Annotated in this window: 18 protein-coding genes; 2 read left to right on the top strand and 16 right to left on the bottom strand. The window is 70.7% G+C overall.

The window, feature by feature from the left end; translation table 11 throughout:
* Positions 1 to 19 precede the first annotated feature (19 nt).
* The 3 genes from NQ038_RS08380 to NQ038_RS08370 all read right to left on the bottom strand — a co-directional run bounded on the left by NQ038_RS08380 (position 20) and on the right by NQ038_RS08370 (position 3,432).
* Positions 20 to 997 (bottom strand): nitrilase-related carbon-nitrogen hydrolase, encoded by a 978-nt coding sequence (locus NQ038_RS08380; RefSeq protein ID WP_257062396.1) that lies wholly within the window; start codon positions 995 to 997, stop codon positions 20 to 22.
* On the bottom strand, positions 997 to 2,886 hold the full coding sequence (locus tag NQ038_RS08375) for an NAD(P)/FAD-dependent oxidoreductase (protein ID WP_257062395.1): 1,890 nt from the start codon (positions 2,884 to 2,886) through the stop codon (positions 997 to 999). The genes NQ038_RS08380 and NQ038_RS08375 overlap by 1 nt, the downstream gene beginning before the upstream one ends.
* A 96-nt stretch (positions 2,887 to 2,982) precedes the next feature.
* The gene (locus NQ038_RS08370) at positions 2,983 to 3,432 is read right to left on the bottom strand and encodes an Lrp/AsnC family transcriptional regulator (RefSeq protein ID WP_257049118.1); all 450 of its coding nucleotides are present in this window, start codon (positions 3,430 to 3,432) and stop codon (positions 2,983 to 2,985) included.
* Here NQ038_RS08370 and NQ038_RS15630 point away from each other — a divergent pair.
* A complete protein-coding gene (locus NQ038_RS15630) occupies positions 3,364 to 3,876 on the top strand; it encodes a PLD nuclease N-terminal domain-containing protein (RefSeq protein WP_373456794.1) in 513 nt (170 codons plus the stop codon). The genes NQ038_RS08370 and NQ038_RS15630 overlap by 69 nt on opposite strands.
* Here the strand turns inward: NQ038_RS15630 and NQ038_RS08365 are convergent.
* The 8 genes from NQ038_RS08365 to rpmB all read right to left on the bottom strand — a co-directional run bounded on the left by NQ038_RS08365 (position 3,836) and on the right by rpmB (position 10,386).
* The gene (locus NQ038_RS08365; RefSeq protein WP_257062393.1) at positions 3,836 to 5,092 is read right to left on the bottom strand and encodes a cysteine desulfurase family protein; all 1,257 of its coding nucleotides are present in this window, start codon (positions 5,090 to 5,092) and stop codon (positions 3,836 to 3,838) included. The genes NQ038_RS15630 and NQ038_RS08365 overlap by 41 nt on opposite strands.
* Positions 5,089 to 6,882 carry an FAD-binding protein gene (locus tag NQ038_RS08360; protein ID WP_257062392.1) on the bottom strand — a complete coding sequence of 598 codons (1,794 nt, stop codon included), beginning with the start codon at positions 6,880 to 6,882 and terminating at the stop codon, positions 5,089 to 5,091. The genes NQ038_RS08365 and NQ038_RS08360 overlap by 4 nt, the downstream gene beginning before the upstream one ends.
* Positions 6,879 to 8,135 (bottom strand): quinolinate synthase NadA, encoded by a 1,257-nt coding sequence (gene nadA / locus NQ038_RS08355; RefSeq protein WP_257062391.1) that lies wholly within the window; start codon positions 8,133 to 8,135, stop codon positions 6,879 to 6,881. The genes NQ038_RS08360 and nadA overlap by 4 nt, the downstream gene beginning before the upstream one ends.
* Positions 8,132 to 8,875, bottom strand: coding sequence for an NUDIX domain-containing protein (locus NQ038_RS08350; RefSeq protein WP_257049117.1), 744 nt, complete (start codon positions 8,873 to 8,875; stop codon positions 8,132 to 8,134). Before NQ038_RS08350 ends, nadA begins: the two co-directional genes overlap by 4 nt.
* 438 nt (positions 8,876 to 9,313) lie before the next feature.
* Positions 9,314 to 9,604 carry an HU family DNA-binding protein gene (locus NQ038_RS08345; protein ID WP_257049103.1) on the bottom strand — a complete coding sequence of 97 codons (291 nt, stop codon included), beginning with the start codon at positions 9,602 to 9,604 and terminating at the stop codon, positions 9,314 to 9,316.
* Between the two features lie 66 nt (positions 9,605 to 9,670).
* Positions 9,671 to 9,976: a 30S ribosomal protein S14 gene (gene rpsN / locus NQ038_RS08340; RefSeq protein ID WP_257049102.1), complete on the bottom strand. Its 306-nt coding sequence runs from the start codon at positions 9,974 to 9,976 to the stop codon at positions 9,671 to 9,673.
* A gap of 6 nt (positions 9,977 to 9,982) precedes the next feature.
* The gene (rpmG, locus tag NQ038_RS08335; protein ID WP_373456796.1) at positions 9,983 to 10,153 is read right to left on the bottom strand and encodes a 50S ribosomal protein L33; all 171 of its coding nucleotides are present in this window, start codon (positions 10,151 to 10,153) and stop codon (positions 9,983 to 9,985) included.
* Positions 10,150 to 10,386 carry a 50S ribosomal protein L28 gene (rpmB, locus tag NQ038_RS08330; protein WP_257049098.1) on the bottom strand — a complete coding sequence of 79 codons (237 nt, stop codon included), beginning with the start codon at positions 10,384 to 10,386 and terminating at the stop codon, positions 10,150 to 10,152. The genes rpmG and rpmB overlap by 4 nt, the downstream gene beginning before the upstream one ends.
* Positions 10,387 to 10,882: 496 nt before the next feature.
* Between rpmB and NQ038_RS08325 the strand changes: the two genes are divergently transcribed.
* The gene (locus NQ038_RS08325; protein ID WP_257062390.1) at positions 10,883 to 11,980 is read left to right on the top strand and encodes a hypothetical protein; all 1,098 of its coding nucleotides are present in this window, start codon (positions 10,883 to 10,885) and stop codon (positions 11,978 to 11,980) included.
* A 99-nt stretch (positions 11,981 to 12,079) separates the two neighbouring features.
* Here NQ038_RS08325 and NQ038_RS08320 read toward each other — a convergent pair whose 3' ends face one another.
* The 5 genes from NQ038_RS08320 to NQ038_RS08300 are packed head-to-tail and all read right to left on the bottom strand — an operon-like array spanning position 12,080 to position 20,831.
* Positions 12,080 to 13,360, bottom strand: a complete 1,281-nt coding sequence (locus NQ038_RS08320) for a hypothetical protein (protein WP_257062389.1) — start codon at positions 13,358 to 13,360, stop codon at positions 12,080 to 12,082.
* A gap of 16 nt (positions 13,361 to 13,376) precedes the next feature.
* Entirely contained in the window at positions 13,377 to 14,582 is a 1,206-nt protein-coding gene (locus tag NQ038_RS08315; protein ID WP_257049094.1) for a hypothetical protein, read from the bottom strand.
* Positions 14,582 to 15,718 (bottom strand): hypothetical protein, encoded by a 1,137-nt coding sequence (locus NQ038_RS08310; RefSeq protein ID WP_257062387.1) that lies wholly within the window; start codon positions 15,716 to 15,718, stop codon positions 14,582 to 14,584. The genes NQ038_RS08315 and NQ038_RS08310 overlap by 1 nt, the downstream gene beginning before the upstream one ends.
* Positions 15,715 to 18,630 (bottom strand): hypothetical protein, encoded by a 2,916-nt coding sequence (locus tag NQ038_RS08305; RefSeq protein WP_257062386.1) that lies wholly within the window; start codon positions 18,628 to 18,630, stop codon positions 15,715 to 15,717. Before NQ038_RS08305 ends, NQ038_RS08310 begins: the two co-directional genes overlap by 4 nt.
* Entirely contained in the window at positions 18,627 to 20,831 is a 2,205-nt protein-coding gene (locus NQ038_RS08300) for a hypothetical protein (protein WP_257062385.1), read from the bottom strand. Before NQ038_RS08300 ends, NQ038_RS08305 begins: the two co-directional genes overlap by 4 nt.
* Positions 20,832 to 20,834: the final 3 nt, after the last annotated feature.

The following is a 20,834-nucleotide window of genomic DNA, read 5'->3' as shown; positions in this document are numbered from 1 at the left end:
CGCGTAGCGGAACCGCAACTCAGGAGTACAGGTCGCTGCGGCGGTCGGCCAGATACGTCGCCACCTGGCGTGAGGCCTGCAGCTGCGCGCGGCGCAGGGCCGCGGTGACCAGTTCGTATCCTTCGCTGGCCGAGGCCGCACCACCCTGGGCCAGGACCTCGGCCGTGGGCCCGGCCAGGGTGGACAGGCCGTGATAGGAGAAAACCTCGTCGGCGCCCGTGTAGCTGGCATAGCCCACATAGACCTGGTTCTCATATGCCCGGGCGGGCACCAGGGTCCCGGCCACGGCCTCGAGGCCGGTCATATTCGCCGTGGGGACGAGCAGCAGGTCGATGCCGGCCAGGGCCTGGGCGCGCACGAACTCGGGGAACTCCACGTCGTAGCAGATCCCCAGCCCCAGCTTCCAGCCATGCCAGCCGACCAGTTCCGGCAGGCGTTCTCCCGGAGCGAACTGGCTCCGGTCGACCTCTCCGTACAGGTGGGTTTTGCGGTAGGTGGCCAGGAGTTCGCCTGACTCGGAGACCAGGTTGACGCTGTTGTAGACGGGTGCACCGTCCGCCGGGTCCTGATCCGCGGGGCCGCCATCGGCGGGCATCTCCCCCAGTTCCGGATAGCCGTAGGCGATGGCGCAGCAGTGGACGCGCGCCAGCCGGGCGACCGAGGCGAACCGGGGACCGGTCGCAGGCTCGGCCAGCCTGCGCACATCCGCCGGGCCAATCGCATAACCGGTGAGGAACATCTCCGGGAACACGAGGATCCGGGGCGCGCCGGCACCAGCCGCACCCGTCGTGCCTGCCGCACCCATCGAGCCTGCCGCGGCATCGGCACCGTCCTCGGCAGCGCCGGCGGCAGAGGCCTCGGCAACAGCGTGCTCCATGAGTGCCAGGGCGCGCGCGGGATCACGCAGGATCGGCTCCGTCTGCACCAGCGTGACGTGCAGCCGCTCGGCCGGCTGCCCGCCCACGTCCACGGACTCTGCCTCGGCCGCGGCACCCATCAGTCCTCCAACCGGATCGGGCCGAGCTCATCGTAGACATCGCCAGGCCCCGGATTCTCCGGATGGGTGTGCCCGCCGAAGTGGGTCATAATGCCCCAGACGGCATTGAGCGCGGTCTGCACGGCGCCCTCGGCCCAGGCCGGGGTGAAGGCCACATCGTCGCCGGCTAAGAACATGCCGCGGAACTCGTCGGGTGTGGCGTCCTGTTTGAAGTGGGAGAACATCCGCTCGTTGTAGCGGTAGTGCCCGGGCAGTGCGCCCTTGAAGGCGCCCAGGAAGTAGGGGTCGGACTCCCAGGAGACGGTCACCGGTTCGCCCACGATGTGCGCGCGGATGTCCAGGTCGGGGTAGATCCTCCCCAGGGCGTCGAGCGCCAGGTCGACGCGCTCGGCGGTGGTGTGCGGCAGCATCTTCAGCGCATCGGACATCCACGAATAGCTCAGGCAGATCAGCCCCGGATTCTCCGGCCCGTCGTCGAACAGGTAGGTGCCGCGGGTCAGCCGGTCGGTCAGCGTCATCGACAGCGGATGCCGGCCGGTGACCGGGTCCTTATCCAGCCAGAACGGCCGGTCGACTGCCACGAAGGTCTTCGATGACTGCATATAGCGCGTGCGGTCCAGCGCCATCCACATGTCCTGGCTGAACAGCGACTCATCGCAGTCGATCTGCGTGGTCAGCAGCCACGACTGGCAGGTCGCCAGCACCGCGGGGAAGGCCCGGGTGACCGTCTGCTGAGGGCCGGAGGTGTCCTGTCCGCCGGAGGTGCCGGGTGCGCCAGTAGCGTCCTGTGCGCCCGCCCCGGCCGAGGCCTCGGCCGGCCGTTCGATATAGCGCACCTCGATCGTGCCGTCGGGCAGGCGGGTCAGCCCCTTGACCGCGCCGTGCGGGGCGCCCTCGTGTAAGGAGGCGAGGCTGGTGGACTCCGGCCAGTAGGCGCTGCCCGCGCCGGCGGGGCGCTCCCACAGGCCCACCGGCACCTGGTCGGCCCCGCCGACGATGAGTTCCTGATCGCTGTCGCAGTTCGTCACGACCACCCGCAGGATCTCCAGCATCGTGTTCGCGAAGTCGGAGTCCCAGCCGCCGGTGCCGAAGCCCACCTGGCCGAACACCTCGCGGTGGCGGAAGCTGAGCGTGGAGAAGGCCCGGGACGAGGCGACGAACTCGTAGAAGCTGCGGTCGTCCCAGGCGCGCACGATCTCATTCCACGCGGCCTTGAGCCGCGCGGTGTCGCGCTCGCGAATCGCGTCCTGCAGGCCGGTGAAGCCCAGCTCCTCCTCCAGGGCCGCATCCCAGGCCGCCGCGACTTCGTGGAAGAACTCGGGCAGATCCTCGAGGGTTTCCGCGTACCAGGTCTGTCCGGCCAGGTCGACCACGGTGGAGCCGGCGGCCGGGGTCAGCGGGTTGGGGAAGGCCCGGGTCTCAAGCCCCAGGGCGCGGATGTAGTGGAACAGGGTCGTCGAGGAGATCGGGAAGCGCATCCCACCCAGTTCCGCGGCGGGGACCCGGCCGAGTCCGGCGCCGGGGTCGATGTGTTCGGTGCGCAGCCTCCCGCCCAGGCGGGAGGCCTCGAAGATCACCGGCTTGAGCCCCAGGCGCATGAGTTCAAAGGCTGCGACCATGCCGGAGACTCCCCCGCCGATCACCGCGACCTCCGTGCCGAGGGCCTGCTCGGGGATGGTTCCGAGGCCCGCGGGGTGGTTCAGCCAATCGTCATAGGCGAAGGGGAAGTCGGGGCCGAAGATCGTCACCGGCGGTTTCCCGGTATCGGCCGTCACGGGTGCGGCCGGCAGGGTGTCCGGGACGACGGTTTCCGGAGCGAGCGACTCCGGCGCTGTCCGTACCGACAGGTCGGCAACGGATGCAGCAGTGTGATCTGAAGCAAGCGTCATACGGGCATGCTACCGGAATCATTCCTGCGAATATGAATTGCGCAGGAATTTTTCCTGTCATGCCATGAATGGGTGGCCCATAACCACCTTGGGCTCTCAGATGACCGGGGGAATCGCGCGGCCCTCATAGTAGGTCTGCAGGACCACGGTGGTGCGCGTATTGACCTGGGCCACCTGCCTGATCTGGTTGACCAGGGTCTCCAGGTCCCGCGGGGTGGCAACCCGCACCTGCAACAGGTAGGCGGCGTCGCCGGCGATCGAATGACAGGCCTCGATGCTCTCGATGTGTTCGAGCTTCTCCGGGGCGTCGTCGGGCTGGGCGGGGTCCAGCGGTGTGATCTCGACGAACGCGGCCAGCGGCCGGCCGATCGCCTCGGCGTCCAGGGTCGCGTGGTAGCCCGCGATCACGCCCGTCGACTCCAGCCGGCGCAGGCGCGACTGAACGGCGGACACGGACAGGCCGACGGCCTCGGAGATATGCCCCAGAGTCGCGCGCGCATTTGCGCTGACCTCCCGGACGATCGCGGCGTCGACGGGGTCGTTCACGCGCGGGGGCGTGCCGCGCCTTTCGGGACTGTGCCTCTCAGGACTGCTCACCCTGCGATCGTATCAGCGGGGCATCCTGGCGCCCGGCCGGGAATTTCCCATGACGCACCATTGACCTATACTGGAGGCGAATCCTCCTCCGAGCCGAACCGACTCGACCCGAGCCATACCGACCCCACCCCGAAGAGGCCCCATGGACGACGCAGGCAATCCCCTCGTACCCACCGCCGGCGATTTCGGCTGTATGCGCTCTCCCTGGCATCCGTGGCCCTGCTGGTCTGGGCTCTGGTCTCCCTGGCCCGTTTCAAGGACATCACCGCATTGCGACGGCTCGCCTGGTGTCTTGTCATCCTCTTCGTGCCCTACGTGGGCTGCATCGCCTGGCTGGTGCTGAGCCGGCGGTCTACCGACCCAGGTCGGCGACCGCCGCAACGGACTCGATGACGGCGCGCGCCGCATAGTCCAGCACCGCCGCAGGGGTGTGCGGGGAGAACGACAGGCGCAGCGCGCCCAGGGCCTCCACCGGATCCCAGCCCAGCGCGGTGAGCACGGCCGACGGTTCCGTCGACCCGGCCGCACAGGCCGAACCGGACGAGGCCAGCACCCCGTGGCGCCCCAACTCCAGCAGCACGGCCTCGGCGTGCAGGCCGGGGAAGACGAAGGACACCGTGCCGGGCACCCGGCTCTCCGGGTCGCCGGACAGCCGGGCCGCGACGCCGAGGTCCCCCAGACCTGTGAGCACCGCCTGGACCAGCCGCCGGCCCGGTTCCCGGCCACACGGCAGCTCCTCCCCCGCCTGGTAGGCCAGAGCCTCCTGCTGGGCCAGATGCAGGGCGAGCGCGGTGGACACGCAGCCGGGCACGTTGACGGTGCCCGAGCGGATCCCGTCCTCCTGCCCGCCGCCGTCCATGAACGGTTCGAGTACGACACCGCGGCCCAGGGCCAACAGCCCGGCTCCCTTGATCCCGCCCAGTTTGTGTCCGGAAACGCTCAGGGTGTCCGCGACCCGCGCCAAGGGGCGCAGGTCCAGCCAGGAGCCGGCCTGGACCGCGTCGACGTGCAGCCGGGCGCCCGCGCCATGGACCAGCTCGGCGATCTCCTGGATCGGTTGGATGGTGCCGACCTCGTTGTTCACGGCCATCACCGCGACCAGACAGGTGTCCGGGCGCAGCAGTGCTGCGACCTCGGCTGGATCGACGATGCCGTTCATCCCCACCGGAACGGTTTCGACCTCGGCCCCGTGCCAGCGCTGCAGCTGTTGTGCGGTCTGCAGTACCGATGGGTGTTCGATCGCGGAGACCAGCACGTGCCCGCCGCGGCGCCGGGCCAGCAGGGTGCCGTGCAGGGCCAGGGAGTTCGATTCTGTCCCGCCCGAGGTGAACACGATCCGCCCCGGTCGGGTCCCCAGGGTCCCGGCGGCCAGGGAGCGGGCCCAGTCGAGGGCGCGGGCTGCCTGTTCGCCGGCCTCGTGGTGGCTGGCGGGATTGCCGAACTGCTCGCTGAGCAGCGGCCAGATCGCCGACAGCACCTCGGGACGCACTGCCTGGGTGGCGGCGCAGTCCAGGTTCACCGGCCCGGTCGGTGTGGTGGGCTCGGCGGGCTGTGTCGACTGCCGCGCTGCGGTGGTCTCCGGTTCGGTGGTTTCCGGTTCGCTGTTCATGAGGCCGCCAGGTCGTACGGGGAACGCGCTGGGTCGAACGCCGGTCCCGGATCGACCCGGGCAGCGCCGGCTGACGGAACGCACAGCCCCAGGGCGCCGGGCCGGCGGCTGACCGCCACACTCGTGTGCCCCGGCTTGGCGGGCCCCACCGCATCGGTGCGCAGATGGGTGCCGAGGGAATCGGTGCGCGCCTGGGCTCCTGCGGCGATCACCGAGGCCATGAGCGCCGCCGGATGTCCCGGGTGCTGCGCCAAGAGCCCCGATAGTTCGCGTCCGGCCGCGGCCAGGCCCCGTGCTTCACGTGAAACGCCGAGGTGCTCATCGGCGCTGAGTCGCACTCGCTCGGTCACAGCGGCAGGGGTAGGAGCCTGCGCTGTCGAGACCGGTCCGCCGGCCTCGGGCTGCCCGCCGGATAGTCCTCCCGACAGCCGGCCGGCCGGCTCGACCGGCAGTTCATAGCCCAACCGGATCCGCCCGGGCTCCCCCGCCCGGCCCGCCGCCACGCAGGCGGCGGCCGCCAGCCCCGTGTGCACGGCCTCGAGCAGGGAATTCGAGGCCAGCCGGTTCGCCCCGTGCAAGCCCGTCCGACTCGCCTCACCGGCCACCAGCAGGCCCGGCACACTGGAGCGGGTGTGCCCGTCGACGGCGATCCCGCCCATCCAGTAGTGCTCGGCCGGCATCACGCGCACGGGCGCGGCCTCCAGGTCCAGGCCGGCGCGCGCCAGTTGTGCGGTGATCGTCGGGAAGCGCCGGGCCAGGAAGTCCGTGCCGTGGGACGCAACGATCGGCGAGGCGTCCAACCAGGCGCCGCCGGTGTCCCGGATGGCCGCGGCCACCCCACGGGCCACGATGTCGCGTCCGGCCAGTTCCGCGCGGGGATCCAGGGCCGGCATGAAGCGCGCACCCGTGGCATCGCGCAGCACCGCGCCCTCCCCGCGCAGCACCTCGGAGATCATGAAGTCCGCATCGGGGGCGAAGGTCGGGTGGAACTGCACCATTTCGACATCGGCGAAGAGCGCGCCGGCGTCCCAGGCCAGTGCCAGGGCCGTCGGGTCATTGGCCCAGCGGCTGGTCCGCTTGCCGTAGATCCCGTTGATCCCGCCGGTGGCCAGCAGGACGGCCCCGGCTCGGATCGTGCGGGCCGAGGCCGCACCGCAGTCCGCGCCCCCGGCCACACTCTGTGGCTCACCGCCGACCGCGACCCTGGCGCCCACCACGGCGCCGGAGTCCTCGAGCAGGCCGGTCACCCGGGCGTCCGCCGCCATGTGCAGGCGGCCCCGGCCGGCTCCGGTGGCCTCGTGCGTGGTCCGTGCCACCACCTGCCCGGCGCGCGCCCGCAGTGCCGCGACGATCCCCGCGCCCGAGGCGTCTCCCCCGCAGTGCAGGATACGATCGGCCCGGTGCGCGGCCTCGCGGGTCAGGGCGTAACCGCCGTCGGTACGGCGGTCCCAGGCGGTACCCCAGGATTCCAAGGTCGCGACGTGGGCGGCGGCCGCCGCGCAGATCCGCGCGACCACGGCGGGATCGCCGTGTCCGGCGCCGGCGTCCAGGGTGTCCGCGGCGTGCCCGGCCACAGAATCCCCCGCCGCGATCCCCTGTGCGGTGACCGCGGAGAACCCGCCCTGGGCCTGCACAGAGGCGCTCGAAGCGAAATCGTGCGCGTCCAGCAGGAGCACACTCAACCCCAGCCCGACCCCCGCGAGAGCGGCGGATAGGCCGGCGGCTCCCCCGCCGGCGATCAGCAGGTCCACCGAGGCGGGCAGCTCGGCCGAGTAGGGCTGCGCGCTCATTTCGGCTTCGCCGCCAGCATCCGGTCCAGCGCCACCTTGGCGTTGCCCGCGACCTCGGCGGGGACCTCGATCCGGTTGACGACCTCGCCTGCGACCAGGGATTCGAGCACCCAGGCCAGGTACCCGGGGTGGATGCGGTACATGGTGGAGCAGGGGCAGACCACGGGGTCCAGGCAGAAGATCGTCTTGTCCGGGTGCTGCGCGGCCAGCCGGTTGACCAGGTTGATCTCCGTGCCGATGGCGATCACCGCGCCGGGCTCGGCATTTTCCACCACCCGGCGGATCACGTCGGTCGAGCCCGATACATCGGCGGCCTGGACGACCGGCAGTGGGCATTCGGGATGGACGACGACCTGGACATCGGGGAACTGGGCGCGGGCCTGGGCGATCTGCTCGGTGGTGAAACGGCGGTGCACGGAGCAGAAGCCGTTCCACAGGATCACCTGGGCCTCGTGCAGCTGCTCCTCGGTGTTCCCGCCCAGGACCTGGCGGGGCTTCCACAGCGGCATCCGGTCCAGGCCGATGCCCATCGCCGATGCGGTGTTGCGGCCCAGGTGCTGATCGGGGAAGAACAGCACGCGCTGGCCCTCGGCGAAGGCGCGCTCCAGCACGGTCGCGGCATTGCTCGAGGTGCACACATAGCCGCCGTTGCGCCCCACGAAGCCCTTGAGCGCGGCCGAGCAGTTCATATAGGTCACGGGGATGACGGGAACGCGGCCCGCGGCGTCCGGTTCGGTGCCGTAGAGCTCCGTCAGCTGATCCCAGCAGGCCTCGACGTCGTCCTCATTGGCCATATCGGCCATGGAGCAGCCGGCGGCCAGGTTCGGCAGGATCACCGCCTGGTCGTCACCGGAGAGGATGTCGGCGGTTTCGGCCATGAAGTGCACCCCGCAGAACACGATCGCCTCGGCCTCCGGGTGTTCCAGGGCGGCATTGGCCAGCTGGAAGGAATCGCCCACGTAGTCGGCGTGGTCGACGATCTCGTCGCGCTGGTAGAAGTGGCCCAACACCACCGCCCGATCGCCCAACGTCGCCTTGGCCGCGCGGATCCGGGCGTGTAGGTCCGCCTCCGAGGCCTGCCGGTACTCGGCCGGGATCTCGCCCTGGCGCGGGGCGGCGCCGGGGATGTGGTCGCCGGCCGAGGCGCCCGGACCGTAGCCGGGTGCGCGGTCGATGTCCCATGGGGCGTTGCGCAGTTTGGAGTCGCAGGAGGATTGGCCGGGGCGGCCGAGGGTGAGGGTAATACTGGTCATTGGATTTCCCCTTCCGGGTCCGGGACCGGATCATGATCCGGGCTGGTCTTCGCGCGATACAGGCGCGGCGGGCGGTTGCGCACGCCCGTGAGCACCTGACCGGTGTCCTCGACGACACCGCGCGAAAGAATGGTGCGGCGGAAATTGGCCGGGTCGAGGCGTTCCCCGCCGATGGCCTCGTAGACCTGGCGCAGCTGGGCCAGGGTGAAGGTGTCGGGCAGCATCCGGTCGGCGACGTCGGCATAGGACACCTTGGAGCGCAACCGGGCCAGGGCGTATTCGACGATCCGCTGATGGTCGAAGGCCAGCGCGCCGATCACCGCGGGATCGTCGGCGGGGAACCAGGCGACATTGGGGTCCTCTACCAGATCGGGGTCGGTCTCCGCGAAGCGCACCAGGGCCCAGTAGACGACGGAGACGGTCCGCAGGCCGATTCCCCGATCGGTCCCGCCGAAGGTGTAGAGCTGTTCGAGCAGGGTGGGTGCCAGACCGGTGGTGGCGCGCAGGGTGTGGGCCGCAGCCGTGCGCAGGCTGGTGTCCCCGCGCAGCGGACCGCCCGGCAGCGCCCACTGACCACGGTAGGGTTCGCGGGTCCGCCTGACCAGGGGCAGCCAGATCCGCTGCCCGCCGCCGTCAGCTGCCGCATCGTCCGGGCGCAGCGCGAACACGACCGTGGACACGGCCAGGGGCGGAGCCACCGCCTGTCGTTCGCTGACGTTGAGGAACTGCGTGCGATTCATCTGCGTGTTCGTCACTCCCGGATGAGATCCCGGTGCGGTGCGCCCATCGTGTCGGCGCCCATCCCGGGATCCTTGTTAATGTCTGCTTGACTATAACTAATGATACACGAAGGCCCGTGCCACGACGTTGCATCGGGGCATCCTGGTTGGGGCGGCGTGGTGACCCGCCGCATCGCATGCGCAAACCTGCAACACATGCGTGTATATGCGCATGTGTTGCAGGTAAGCGCATGCGATGTGGGCCCGACGCCGAGGCGCCCGCGGGACCGTGCCCGGCCTCGGCCCCGGCGACGACGGGCCCCAGGACCGCAGGGCTCCGGAAACAGCAGGGGCAACCCCGCCGGAAAACGCCCCGGAAACGACTCAGGGCCCCGGTCTCCCTCGTGGGGAGGCCGGGGCCCTGAGCCCTAGCGATCGGATCGGTGTGATCCGCTCAGATCACTTGTTGGGGGTGCCAGCGGCTGCCTTGAGCTTGGAACCTGCCGACAGCTTCACGGAGTAGCCGGCGGCGATCTGGATTTCCTCACCGGTCTGCGGGTTGCGGCCCTTGCGAGCGGCACGCTCGGTGCGCTCGACGGACAGCCAGCCCGGGATCGTGAGCTTCTCGCCGGCGGCGACGACCTTCGAGAAGGAGTCGAAGACGCCATCGAGAACGTCGGAGACCTGCTTCTGGGTCAGACCGGTGTTCTCGGCAACTTCGGCAACGAGTTCGCTGCGGTTCTTAGCCATAGGTTGTCCTCCTTTAGGACATAGGGTCCTGGACTGCTAGCACAGCCCTGATATGCGTCTTAGAGACTACCAGCTCGACTTGGTGATGCCTGGGAGTTCGCCATTGTGCGCCATTTCGCGGAAGCGAACGCGCGACAGACCGAACTTGCGCAGGTAGCCGCGGGGGCGGCCATCGACCTGGTCGCGGTTGCGCAGGCGAACCGGCGAAGCATTGCGGGGCAGCTTCTGCAGGGCCAGACGAGCCTCTTCGCGCTGCTCGTCGGTGCTCTCCGGTGCGATGAGCTGCTTCTTCAGCTCCAGGCGCTTTTCGGCGTAGCGCTCGACGATGACGCGACGCTGCTTATCACGTGCGATCTTGGACTTCTTTGCCATATGTGCTCAGCGCTCCTCTCGGAAATCGACGTGCTTGCGGATCTTCGGATCGTACTTCTTCAGCACGATGCGATCCGGGTTGTTGCGGCGGTTCTTGCGGGTCACGTAGGTGTACCCGGTGCCGGCGGTCGACTTCAGCTTGATGATCGGGCGTACTTCCTGGGACTTCGCCATCAGAACTTCACACCCTTCGCGATGAGGTCGGTGACGACAGCGTCGATTCCGCGCTGATCGATGATCTTGATGCCCTTGGTGGACACGTTCAGGGTGATCGAACGACGCAGCGAGGGCACGAAGTAGCGCTTACGCTGGATGTTCGGGTTGAACCGACGCTTGTTGCGACGGTGCGAGTGGGACACACTGTGTCCGAAACCGGGAACCTGCCCGGTTACCTGGCATACCGATGCCATTTCTCTCCTCCAGTTCACTTCTGCCGGTGTATCGCGGAAACGCAGGGCGCCGCCACGACTCACCGGAGACATCTACACATGTTCTTCACCGGGCGATTCCACACGGAGGACCGGTCTTATGTCCCGACGGACAGCCAGAGCATCTCCTCATACCGCAGGCCTTCGCAGCAGGGCCTGAACCCCGCTGCATCCGACCGCAGCACTGGAACACTACGGTGTTGTATTCGTACCCGGTGATGGGTTGTGTTCGCGCGCACCGCACCAGACGGCACACGCGAGATGTCTCACCAGCGCGGAAGCCGAAGGCCGGTGAGAGACGGCCAAGCTGTGTGCTGCGCGGGGTGAGCACATACGCCTTACGGCGCACTAACTCCCCTAGTCTAGGCGATTCACCGGCCCTACGCCAAGCGGCGGCCGCAACCCGGGATTGTGATCTCGAGTACTTCCGGCATCGGGGTCCCTTGCCCGAGTAGGGCCCGCATGAGATTCTGAAGGGGTGAGCAGCGAACATCCCCGGCCCGATTCCGGCGGATCCCAGCAGGATCCCGCCGACCCCAGACGACCCGTGAGGATCCGCAGGGCAACCCCCGCCGCAGACCAGTACTCCACCCAGAGCCCGAACGCCACGGGAAATCCCCCCGGTACCCCGCCCCAGCCCAACACCCACCCCACCCCGGGCGCGCAGCCGCAGCCGGGCGCACAGCCCCAGCCGGGTTCTCAACCCCAGCAGGCGGCGCCGGCCTGGGGCCAGGGCCCGCAGGGCGGTCTGCCGAACTGGCAGGACGCGGCCCGGCCCGATGTATACGCCGGCCCAGGCTCGCCTTTCACCGCGCCAGGGCGGGAACAGGGCCCCTGGTCCCAGGGGGATCCACAGCTTTCATCCCAGCCGAACCCCCAGGCGGGCCCGCAACCGAATCCCCCGGCCAAACCCAAACGCAGGGGGCTGTTGATCGGCCTGATCGCCGGGGCCTCGGTCCTGGTGCTAGCAGCGGCCGGCGGCCTGGCCTATGTCCTCCTGGGCAGGGACGACCCGAGCACCGTCACAGCCGCCCCGCCCAGCCCGCAGGCCAGCGCCGCACCCGGCGATGACACCCCGGGAGGGGCCTCGAACCCGGCGGATGAACCGGCACCGGCCGATAACCCCTCGAACGGCGCTCCGGCAGGAGGAGCCGGGGACGACGGCCAGGATGCGAATGCCGACGGCGGAGCCACCGACGCCTTCTCCCAACTGGAGCGTTCGGCCAAGGAGGGCACAGCGCAGGCCAAGGACCGGCTCGAGGGCAAATGGGTCGCGCAGATCTCCAGTAAGAAGAACAAGCTCTACGCCGACGGCAAGACCTGGGAATACGCGGACATCCTGGACGAGTACCAGGAGCTCCAACGCACCTACGGCAATGTGCTGATGATGGACTCCGACGACTTCAGCACCTTCAAGCTCAAGGGCTACTACGTGGTCGTCATCAACGAGCCCTACGATTCGGCCTCCGGCGCACTGGACAAGTGCGATGCGCTGGGGCTGGACAAGGACCACTGCTTCGCCAAGCTCATCTCCACCACCCATGGGGAAAAGGGCGCCACGAAGATGAACGGCTGAGCCCGGAAACCGACCCCGCAAAGCAGCGCAAGCGCAGAATCACAACGCACGCGGGTATATCCGCATGCGTTGTGAATCTGCGCTTGCGATGCCGGAGTTCTACCAGCCCGGGGGTCGGCCCGAACCGGGATAACCCTGGCCGCCGGCGCTCCCCGGCACATTGGGCCCCGAACCCACCTGGGGCGGCGGGCTGGGCCATTGCCCACCCGGCGCCGCGACCGGGCCTCCCAGGAATCCGCCGCCGGGCTGCGAACCGGGATAGCCGCCGGGGAACCCACCGGGCTGCCCGCCTGAGCCACCACCCGGGTAGCCACCGGGCTGGGAGCCCGCGCCGGGGAACCCACCGGGCTGCGACCCTGTGCCCGGATAACCAGAGCCCGGATAGGCGCTCCCGGCGGAACCGGGATAGGCCGTGCCGGCGCTCCCGAGGTTCGCTCCGGCTCCGGCATCCGCGCCGGACCCGCCACGACCACCGCGTCCGGCGCCACGGGCCGAATTCCCGCCCCTGGCGCCGGTGGCCCCGGCTGCCGAGCCCAGGAGGAAGACGACGACGAAGGCCCACACATAGGCCAGGGCGCCGAGGATCAGCACAACCCACCAGCCCGCGCCCAGGCTCATCCCCTGCAGATGGGCGGTGAGCTGTTCGGTGTCGGGCAGCTGAATGCCCGAGCCCCCGGCGGCTGTGCCGGACCCCGCACCGCCCCCGGTGGAGGAGCCTCCGGCCGCGGCCTGATCCGCTACCTGGTCGATTGCGCCCTGTGCGTTCTCCAGCACCGAGCGCAGCAGTTCACTCGCGCGCTCCACATTGCCCTTGATCACCGAAACGGCGACCAGCAGGACCAGCACCGGCCCCAGCAGCAGGCCGGAGGCCCACAGGGTGAGGACATTGCCCCAGCGCGCGGACCCCGACAGGGTCACCACCAGCCCCACCAGGGCGCAGAACACCGCCAGAGCGAGCGCTCCCCGCAGGCCCAGATCCGCGGCCCCCAGCTCCAGGGGTTCGGGATCCCATGGCAGTTTCAGCCAGGTCAGGAACAGGCCGAGGACTCCCCCGGCCAGTGCGGGCAGCGCACCCAGACCCGCCATCACCTTGCCGGCCACATCCTTGGCGGCCCGTCCCGGATCCCCGGTCCCGGCCGGCCGCATCTGGAGTTCGGCGCCCACCCGTTTGATCGACTGGACCAGGGCCAGGACCCCGACGATGACCACTCCCAGCACCGGCACCACGATCGCCAGGACCAGGTTGAGCACCCGACTGCCCCCTGCCAGACGGTCCAGCTGCAGACCGACGGGGACCGCCATCAGCAGGTGCACCAGGAGCAGCACCATGATCAGTTTGCCCAGCGCATCGCGGGCGATGTCGAAGACGATCGGACTCATTCCCCTGCCCTCTTCCTCAGTTGCCCGACATGGCGTAGATCAGCGGATCGAGCACCCGGAAGGGCGAGATCCCGCGTTTGGAGACATTGCCGCCCTGCGGGGAGTCCCCCAGTGCGGACACGACGAAGTACCGATAGGGCATAGCCATCCCACCGTGGGGATGTTCGACCTTGTTGACGATCGCCTCGGCGCCCATATGGTCCAACAGGCTGCGGGCCTCGATCGTCAGCAGATTCCCGTCGCGCAGATCGTACTGCCCGCCCGGGTGCGAGGTCTCGCGCATGAAACCGGCCCCGGCGTTCGACATCATCCGGCTCCAACCGCGGTCGTTGACCCCGGCCAGCTGTTGGAGCACATCGAACTTCGACAGGGCGATGCCCAGCCGGGGCGGATAGGCCCTGGCCGCGCCCGTGTGCTCCCCGCCGATCATCATGAGCAGGTTGTCCAGCACCCGTTCGGGGTTGCCGGGTTTGGCCTTGCGCGGGGGCACCAGGCCGCGCAGCCGGCGTTCGATCGCATCGACCGACAGCGGATCGAACATGAACAGGACCGTATCCGCGTGCGCCATGAAGCGCAGGTGGGTGGTGTCCTCCGGCAGGAACTCCATCTCCTCGCCCGCGACATCGCGCAGCACCAGGAACCGGGGGCGCGGGTCGCCGGGGGCACTGATGGAGAAGATCAGCGGATCCAGCTGGTACAGCGAGCTGCCGTCACCGCCGGCGTCGGAGCGCCGGGTCGCCTGCATCAGGCCCATCTCCTTGAACAGCGGCTTCTCATAGCGGTCGCCGTAGTTCTTCGCCGTCACCCCGTCGGCCGGGCGCAGGCTGCCGCCCTGCTCCGCCAACCAGGTCTTGAGCGTTTTGATCACGGTGGCGATGTAGAGGCTCTTGCCCGAGGCCGGCGCCCCGCACAGCGCGACGATGCGCACATCGGCCTCGCGCCAGCCGCGCGGCAGCGGATAGTGGCAGTGGGGGCAGACCTCGACGCCGGGTGCCACCCCGGCGGGAACCTCCGGATTCGATTCGACCATCGAGCGCACGTGCGGGCTCGGATCGGCACCCCCGGGGCCTGCGGCCACGGGGAACAACCCGGCGTAGGAGCGCTCGCGCCCGTAGTACGAGGTCAGCACCGGGTCGACAACCGACTCCAGGCCGGGGCCGGTCAGGGTCCACATGTACTGGGACTGCGGCACCTCGGTGCAGCACAGTGGGCATTTCGACATCAGTGTGCTCCTCTTCTCGTGCCCTCACCGGGGCCGGTTGCCTGTTCGGCTGCGCCATCCCATCGGCCGGACCCTCCGTCCGGCCCTCCGGCGGCCGAAGTACCGCCGGCCGCCGGGCCTGCTGCGGGGGGACGGCCCACCGCGCGGACCGCGTCGAGCAGGGAGCCGACGATCTCGCGCAGCATCTGTGCGCGCCCGGACTCGGCCTGGGCGTCGTAGTCGGGCAGGTCGACGACGGTGGCGCCGTCGGGCAGATCCAGCCCCTGGCTCTCCACCGCCCAGGACCGTGGGGCCTCGAGCACCACCGGATGCCGCACGATCCCGTCGGCCCGGCGGGCTGCCGCCAGTTCCGCATGGTCGGCCGGCGGGGCATCGGAGACGATGTAGACCACGCCGGCGGCAGCCCCCGGCAGGCTCGCGGCCACCGCCGGCTCGGCGGCGAAGATCGAGTGGGGCGCCTGGGCCCGCCGGGCGGCGAGCACATCGGCCGGCAGCGCCGCCAGATCGGTCACGGGCACGGCATCGACCCGGCCCGAGGCCAGGGCCGCCTGGACGGGCCGACCGTCGGAGACCACGCTGGCCACCCCGGAGAGGATCTCGAGGACCCGATCGAGGCCGGGGACTGCTGCGAAGGATTCGGAACCGTCGACGACGATCGCCACCTGGCAGGGATCCACCGGGGCGTCCTGCGACTGGGCGCGGACCTCGGCCCTGGCGCGGGAGGCCAGATCGGTCAGCGTCCCGTGGCTGACCGGCACGGCGGCCAGCGAGATCACGAGCTCGGCGCCGATGAGGTCTGCTGTGATGAGGTCTGCACTCGTCACCCCGCTGACGTCGATCGCCTCGGCGAGGTGGACGGAGTCGCCGGCCGCGCCGTCGGGTTCGCTCTCCAATTTCAGGTGCACCCGTGAGCCCACGGGGAACTCCCCGGCCGGATCGACCAGCCCGACCCGCAGGCCGCCGGCCACCTGGGGCAGCACGACCACTCCGGGGGTCGGCGCGTGCATCTGCACCGGAGCCCCCGCGGGGTCGGTCACCCGCAGCTGTGCTGCGGGGGTGGGCAGCCCGGCCGTCAGGGTCAACCGGCCGGCCCTGATCCTGACCTGGTTGCCCCTCTCGAGCATGAAAACGGTCATGGCATGGGCCTTTCTACGGGACGGGGTGGTGCAACGGCGGCAGCCTGCCTGGCACCGGCGGTCTCCAGCAGCGAGCGCACCGTCTTGACCGCCTGGTCCGTGTCCTTGCGGCGGATGGTGCGGCGTTCCTTCTTGGCCGCCTTGATCGCGTCCTTCGCGGCCTCCTGCCGCGTATAGGCGATATCGTCGGCGGCCTGGGCGATGGCGGTGAAGCTGTCGTCGAGCGTGGCGGCGGGCACGCTGGCGGCCAGTGCCGCCAGGGCCCGTCCGATGGGGTCGCCCGGAGCGTGGAGCAGCGCGTATTCGGTGCCGCTGAGCAGGCCGGGGTCGAGGTCTGTGGCCAGCAGCCCCAGGGCCGAGAGGATCCCGAGACCCTCCACGTGGGCGGCGGCGCTCTGGTATCCCAGGGTCTCGATGATCCGGGCGGATCCCCCATCGGCCGGACCGGCGGGCAGTGCCGCCGCCAGGGTGGCCAGGGCCTCGTCCGAAAGCTGCGGGAAGCGCCCGTGCAGGAGGTTCCGGGCGGCATCGGCATCGTCGGCCGAGGCGATCCGGCCCAGTTCCGCACTCAGCCGCCCGCAGGCCGCCGAGGCCAGCCAGGCCGCCAGCTCGGGTGCCAGGGCCGCCGTGTGGGCACTGGTGTGGGGCGGGGTCACCAGGCCGTGGACCTCGGCCAGGATGGGCAACGACCAGCGCGGGTCGAAGCCGGGGGCTGGGTGTCCGTAGGCGGTCAGCAGCAGGCGGGCGAAGACCGCTGCGCGCGACTGCCGGCGGGTCCGGCAGACCAGGGTGCAGACCCCGGCCAGGGCCTCGTCGAACGGCAGCCGGTTGAGCCGGGCCAGCAGCACCTCGGTGGGCAGCCAGCCTGGGGCCTCGGATTCGCAGCGGGCCAGGGCCGCGGCGTCGATGTCCAGCCGGGCCACCCGATCGCGCACCCAGCCGGGCAGCAGAGGGTAGACGGAGCGGCGCTCATCGGGCAGGCCCGAGACCGCCCGCCCGCGCAGGGCCAGACGGACCAGGAAGTCCCCGATCAGCTCGGTGGACATTCCGCGGTCCAGGGCCAGGATGGCCAGGTTCGCCGAGACCGGGTCGAATTCGTCCGCGGGCCCGGTGATCGCGGCCTCGGCGGCGGCGGGCAGGCCGTGGGACAGCAGGCGCTCGGTCATGGCAGGCGCCACCTGGGCGACGACCCCGCCGGGCACGGCGATTCCGGCCTCGGCCGAGGCGGTCTGCAGGTGGTGGGACACGAAATCGCTCAGCGCGGCGGTCACGAAGTTCGCCAGGCGGGCGGAGAACGGCGCCAGGTGCTGCAGGTCTCCGGAGCCGGAGCCCGCGGTCCGCACCGCCTGGGGCATGCTCAGCAGGTAGACGAGTTGCCCCTGCAGCGCATCGACGGCCTCGGCGGTCGTATCCGGTGCCTCCGGCAGTGGGGCGCCGTCCGGATCCGCCACAGCGCACAGGCCGGCCACGCCGGAGTCGACGATGAGGCCGGCCAGGCGGAACACGCCGGCGGCGGCATCCCGGCCGCCTGCCATGGTCTCCACCGTCTCGCCGAGCCTTTGGATCGCCTCGAGGGCGGCCTGCAGCAGACCGGTCTCCAGGCTGCGCCAGGCGTCGAAGCCCAGGGCGGGCGCCTCGTGGGCGAACAGCCACAGCGGATCGTCGAGGACCCGTTCGAGCAGTACCTCGTCGCGCACCGGGCGCAGTCCCGGATCCGCCGTCGGCGGGGCGGACTGTGCCTCGGCGATGGTGGTCCCACAGCTCGTGCGCACGGCGGCCAGGTGGACCGCGTGCAGGCGCGGGACGTGCACGGCTCCGGCGGGCACGGCCGCGGACAGCACCCGGGTGACCGGGGCCGGGGCCGCACCGGCCTGGTGTTCGGCCAGCAGCACGGCCAGTCCCCAGGCCGGCGCGGGCGCGGCTCCGGCCGGGACCTCGTGGCCCAGGTCGGTGAGCCCGCCGAGCAGGCCCCGCAGTTCGCCTGGCCCGGCGGCCAGGGCCTGTTCCAGCAGCGCGGAATAGGCGGTCGCGGGGATGGGCGGCAGGCCGCTGGAAAGGTGTTCGCCGGCGGGGCCGCGCTGGGGCAGGACCCCGTCGCCGAGCACCAGCACATCGGAGCGTTCGGCCAGGGCCGGCAGGTCGGCTTCGGGCAGCGTGACGATGTCGACTCCGCGCAGGCCGTCGCCGTCGAGCTCATGGGCCCTGGCGTACAGGCTGAAGGAGATCTGCGCCGCGGCGGCGGGCACCATCGTGTAGCTCAGCGCGGCGATGATCGTGGCGGCCCAGTCCTGCCGGTCGGTCACCAGGACCAGCCGGGTGCCGCAGGCGGAGCCCCCGGTTGCCCCGCTTGAACCGGCCGCACTACCTCCGGCCATGGCATCGGCGCGGACCCGGGCCAGGGCATCGGCCGCGGCCAGCAGCTGTTCCCGGTAGCCCTCGGCGGACAGGGCCCCGGCCGCCAGGGCATAGCCGTCGGCGCCCAGGCCGGGCGCGGGCTCAACCGGTGCCGGGGTGCTCAGGATCGCCTCGATCCCGAAGGGCCGGGCGAAACAGCCGGAGAACCACATGTCGATCGGGCGCAGATCCCCGCCGCCGATCCGGTCGACGATCACATGACTGTAGACGTTCTCGGGGCGCCCGTAGGGGTCTGCCCCGGCGTGCGAGCCATAGGCCCAGATGGCGGGTACCGCATCGGTGGCGGCCCGGTAGCGCAGCCGCGCGGGGATCGCCGCGGCATCCGCAGCGGTGCGCGGCAGCACCGCGTGGTAATCGAGGCCGTCGACGACATTGCGCTGCATCAGGCGCAGTTCGGCCTCCTCGGGCGAGCCCGCTGTGTCCTTGATCCGCTGGCCGCCACCGGTCCCATCAGTCCGGGGCAGGGAGGCATAGGTGATCTGGGCGAAGCGGCTCATCTGTAGCCCCCGTTGCCCGGGCCCATGGAACCGCCGGGGGCGCTACCGGGGCCAGTGCCCATCCCGGGGCCGCCGGGACCCGGAGCACCGGGGCCGCCCTGCTGCTGCCGGAACAGGTTCATCCCGGCCACGTAGAGGTCGAGGTCCATCACATCGGGGTCGAGCAGCGCCACCGACTGCAGGTCCTCGGCCGGCAGATCGGCGAACAGCCGGATGAACCCGCCTGGCGCCTGGGTGAAGGCCGGCGTGGAGAACCAGCAGTACGGGATGTGTGCGGAGCCCGGGGCCGGGATCCGGTTCAGGTGCAGCCGGCCGGTGGGCTGATTGCCCTCGTCCGGGTTGAACAGCGTCACCTGCACACCGTCGTCGATGTGCAGCGGCATCCTGTCCTCGTTGTAGACCACCGCGAAGCGCAGGGACCGGGCGATCTCCACCTGTGCCAGTACCCGCACGAACACCTGCCAGGCACCCGAGGCGCTCAGCCCCGTGTGCGAGACCTCGTAGCCCAGCACGGTCACCGGCGGGCACTCCAGGGCCACGGGCGCCGAGCAGATGACCTCGCCGCCGGAGAACACCCCGGAGACCAGGTAGTAGGTCAGCGCGGCCTGCCCGGCATAACCCTCGATCGTCAGGGAACCACGATCCAGGTACTGGGACTTGTCGATCTCGATCTTCGCCGGCTGCGCCAGCACGTTCTCCACCGGGGTGCCGGAAAGGGCCTCGTAGACGCGCACCACGTCGGCGCCCTCGGGCCAGGCGAAGCCGATGTGGCGCCTGCCCACCCGCTCCACCAACCGGGTGTCGGTCACCGGGTCGACGCTCACGCCGCCGATCACCCTGCCCACCCTGGCCTGGCCGCCGTGCAGGGCGACCGGGGTGAAGTAGGCGCGGGTCCAGCCGGCGGGCCAGGGCACCGAGCGCATCACATGGCGTCCGTCGGGCAGTTCCTCGACGGGATAGGACAACCGGTCCTCCGGCTGCAGTCCACCGCCGGCGGCCAGCCGGCCCTCGTCGATCGAGGCGTCGGTGAAGCCCTCCACCGGTTCGTCGAGCGTGCGGTAGATCTCCACCCGGCCGAAGCGCGGCGGGGTCCACAGCAGATCGAAGGACCGACCGCCGGATTCCGCGGCCTGGTACTCCAGGTCGGTCACCGGCGACAGCGTCACCGGCATCTCGATGTCCACGCGCAGCGGATCGGACATGACGGACTGCCCGTCGGCGGTCACCTGGGCCATGATCTGGTAGACGTAGCGTTCGCCCGGGGTGGTGTCCGCGTCGTTGAAGCCACCGCGATTGGCACCGGCACCGGCGATCCGGTAGCGCGGATCACCGGCCGCGCTCGCGGCCCGGTCCGGGCGCGAACGGTAGACGTGGACGCCCACCGTGCCGGGCAGGACGGTCCAGCGGCCCACCACATTGGGCGCATCGACGTCGAGGTGGGCGTCGCGCACGCCGACGACCTGCCTGGCCTGTGCGTGGAGCACCGGTTGGGCGGTGCAGATCTGGTCCGCGGTGGCGCCGGGGTAGAACCACACTTGGAAGTAGCGCACGGCGGCCCTGGGCTCTTCGGCGTCGACGGCCGCGGCCGAGGCGGTCCGGGCCACCTGGGCGAAGTCCTCGGGATTGTGCGGCCTCGTCCCGTCCCCGCGCACCACCCGGTAGAGTCCGGGTTCCCCACGCAGCGGCCAGTGCAGCTGCGTCGCCCCGGCGGCGTCGACCGTGACCGAGGCCGCGGCCGGTTCGCCCTCGGACTCGCCGTAGCGGTAGACCGACAGGGCCAGCCCGGCCAGTTGCGCGTCCGGCAGAGCACCCTGTGGGGTGGGAGCGTCAGAGCTCGGGCCGGCAGAGCCGGAATCCGCCGCCGGGGTCCCGGAATCGGTGGTCGTGGAGCCGGCGGCCGAAGTCCCGCCGCCTGGGCCCGCCGGTGGCATGGCCGGGGGCAGGACCGGGAAGGCCGGGGCGCGCGGCGCCGGCGGTTGCGCTGCCGGTGTTTCCGAGTCCTCGGATTCGGCCGCTGCCTGCGACGGTGCCGGCGACTGCGACTGTGCCGGGGACTGCGGTGGTACCGAGGGCTGCGGGGCGGCCGGGGCTGCGGGACCACCGGGCTCGGACTCATCCGACCGGCCCTGGTTCGCGGGCGCCATGGGGCGCAGCGGCGGGGGCAGGAACGGGGCGCCGGGGTTCTGGTCTTCGTTGGTCATCTG

The sequence above is a fragment of the Brevibacterium sp. 50QC2O2 genome (assembly GCF_024580675.1).
In the GTDB taxonomy this organism is placed as follows: Bacteria; Actinomycetota; Actinomycetes; order Actinomycetales; family Brevibacteriaceae; genus Brevibacterium; species Brevibacterium moorei.
The sequence above is the reverse complement of the archived record's forward strand: the minus strand, read 5'-3'. Positions and strand labels throughout refer to the sequence as shown.

Coding starts and splice junctions, on each gene's coding strand:
- NQ038_RS08315 (WP_257049094.1), bottom strand. CDS start 14,582: ATGTCGAAATGCCCACTGTGCTGCACCGAGGTGCCGCAGTCCCAGTAC.
- NQ038_RS08320 (WP_257062389.1), bottom strand. CDS start 13,360: ATGAGTCCGATCGTCTTCGACATCGCCCGCGATGCGCTGGGCAAACTG.
- NQ038_RS08310 (WP_257062387.1), bottom strand. CDS start 15,718: ATGACCGTTTTCATGCTCGAGAGGGGCAACCAGGTCAGGATCAGGGCC.
- NQ038_RS08300 (WP_257062385.1), bottom strand. CDS start 20,831: ATGACCAACGAAGACCAGAACCCCGGCGCCCCGTTCCTGCCCCCGCCG.
- NQ038_RS08305 (WP_257062386.1), bottom strand. CDS start 18,630: ATGAGCCGCTTCGCCCAGATCACCTATGCCTCCCTGCCCCGGACTGAT.
- NQ038_RS08380 (WP_257062396.1), bottom strand. CDS start 997: ATGGGTGCCGCGGCCGAGGCAGAGTCCGTGGACGTGGGCGGGCAGCCG.
- NQ038_RS08360 (WP_257062392.1), bottom strand. CDS start 6,882: ATGAGCGCGCAGCCCTACTCGGCCGAGCTGCCCGCCTCGGTGGACCTG.
- nadA (WP_257062391.1), bottom strand. CDS start 8,135: ATGACCAGTATTACCCTCACCCTCGGCCGCCCCGGCCAATCCTCCTGC.
- NQ038_RS08365 (WP_257062393.1), bottom strand. CDS start 5,092: ATGAACAGCGAACCGGAAACCACCGAACCGGAGACCACCGCAGCGCGG.
- NQ038_RS15630 (WP_373456794.1), top strand. CDS start 3,364: ATGCCCCAGAGTCGCGCGCGCATTTGCGCTGACCTCCCGGACGATCGC.
- rpmB (WP_257049098.1), bottom strand. CDS start 10,386: ATGGCATCGGTATGCCAGGTAACCGGGCAGGTTCCCGGTTTCGGACAC.
- NQ038_RS08375 (WP_257062395.1), bottom strand. CDS start 2,886: ATGACGCTTGCTTCAGATCACACTGCTGCATCCGTTGCCGACCTGTCG.
- NQ038_RS08345 (WP_257049103.1), bottom strand. CDS start 9,604: ATGGCTAAGAACCGCAGCGAACTCGTTGCCGAAGTTGCCGAGAACACC.
- NQ038_RS08350 (WP_257049117.1), bottom strand. CDS start 8,875: ATGAATCGCACGCAGTTCCTCAACGTCAGCGAACGACAGGCGGTGGCT.
- rpsN (WP_257049102.1), bottom strand. CDS start 9,976: ATGGCAAAGAAGTCCAAGATCGCACGTGATAAGCAGCGTCGCGTCATC.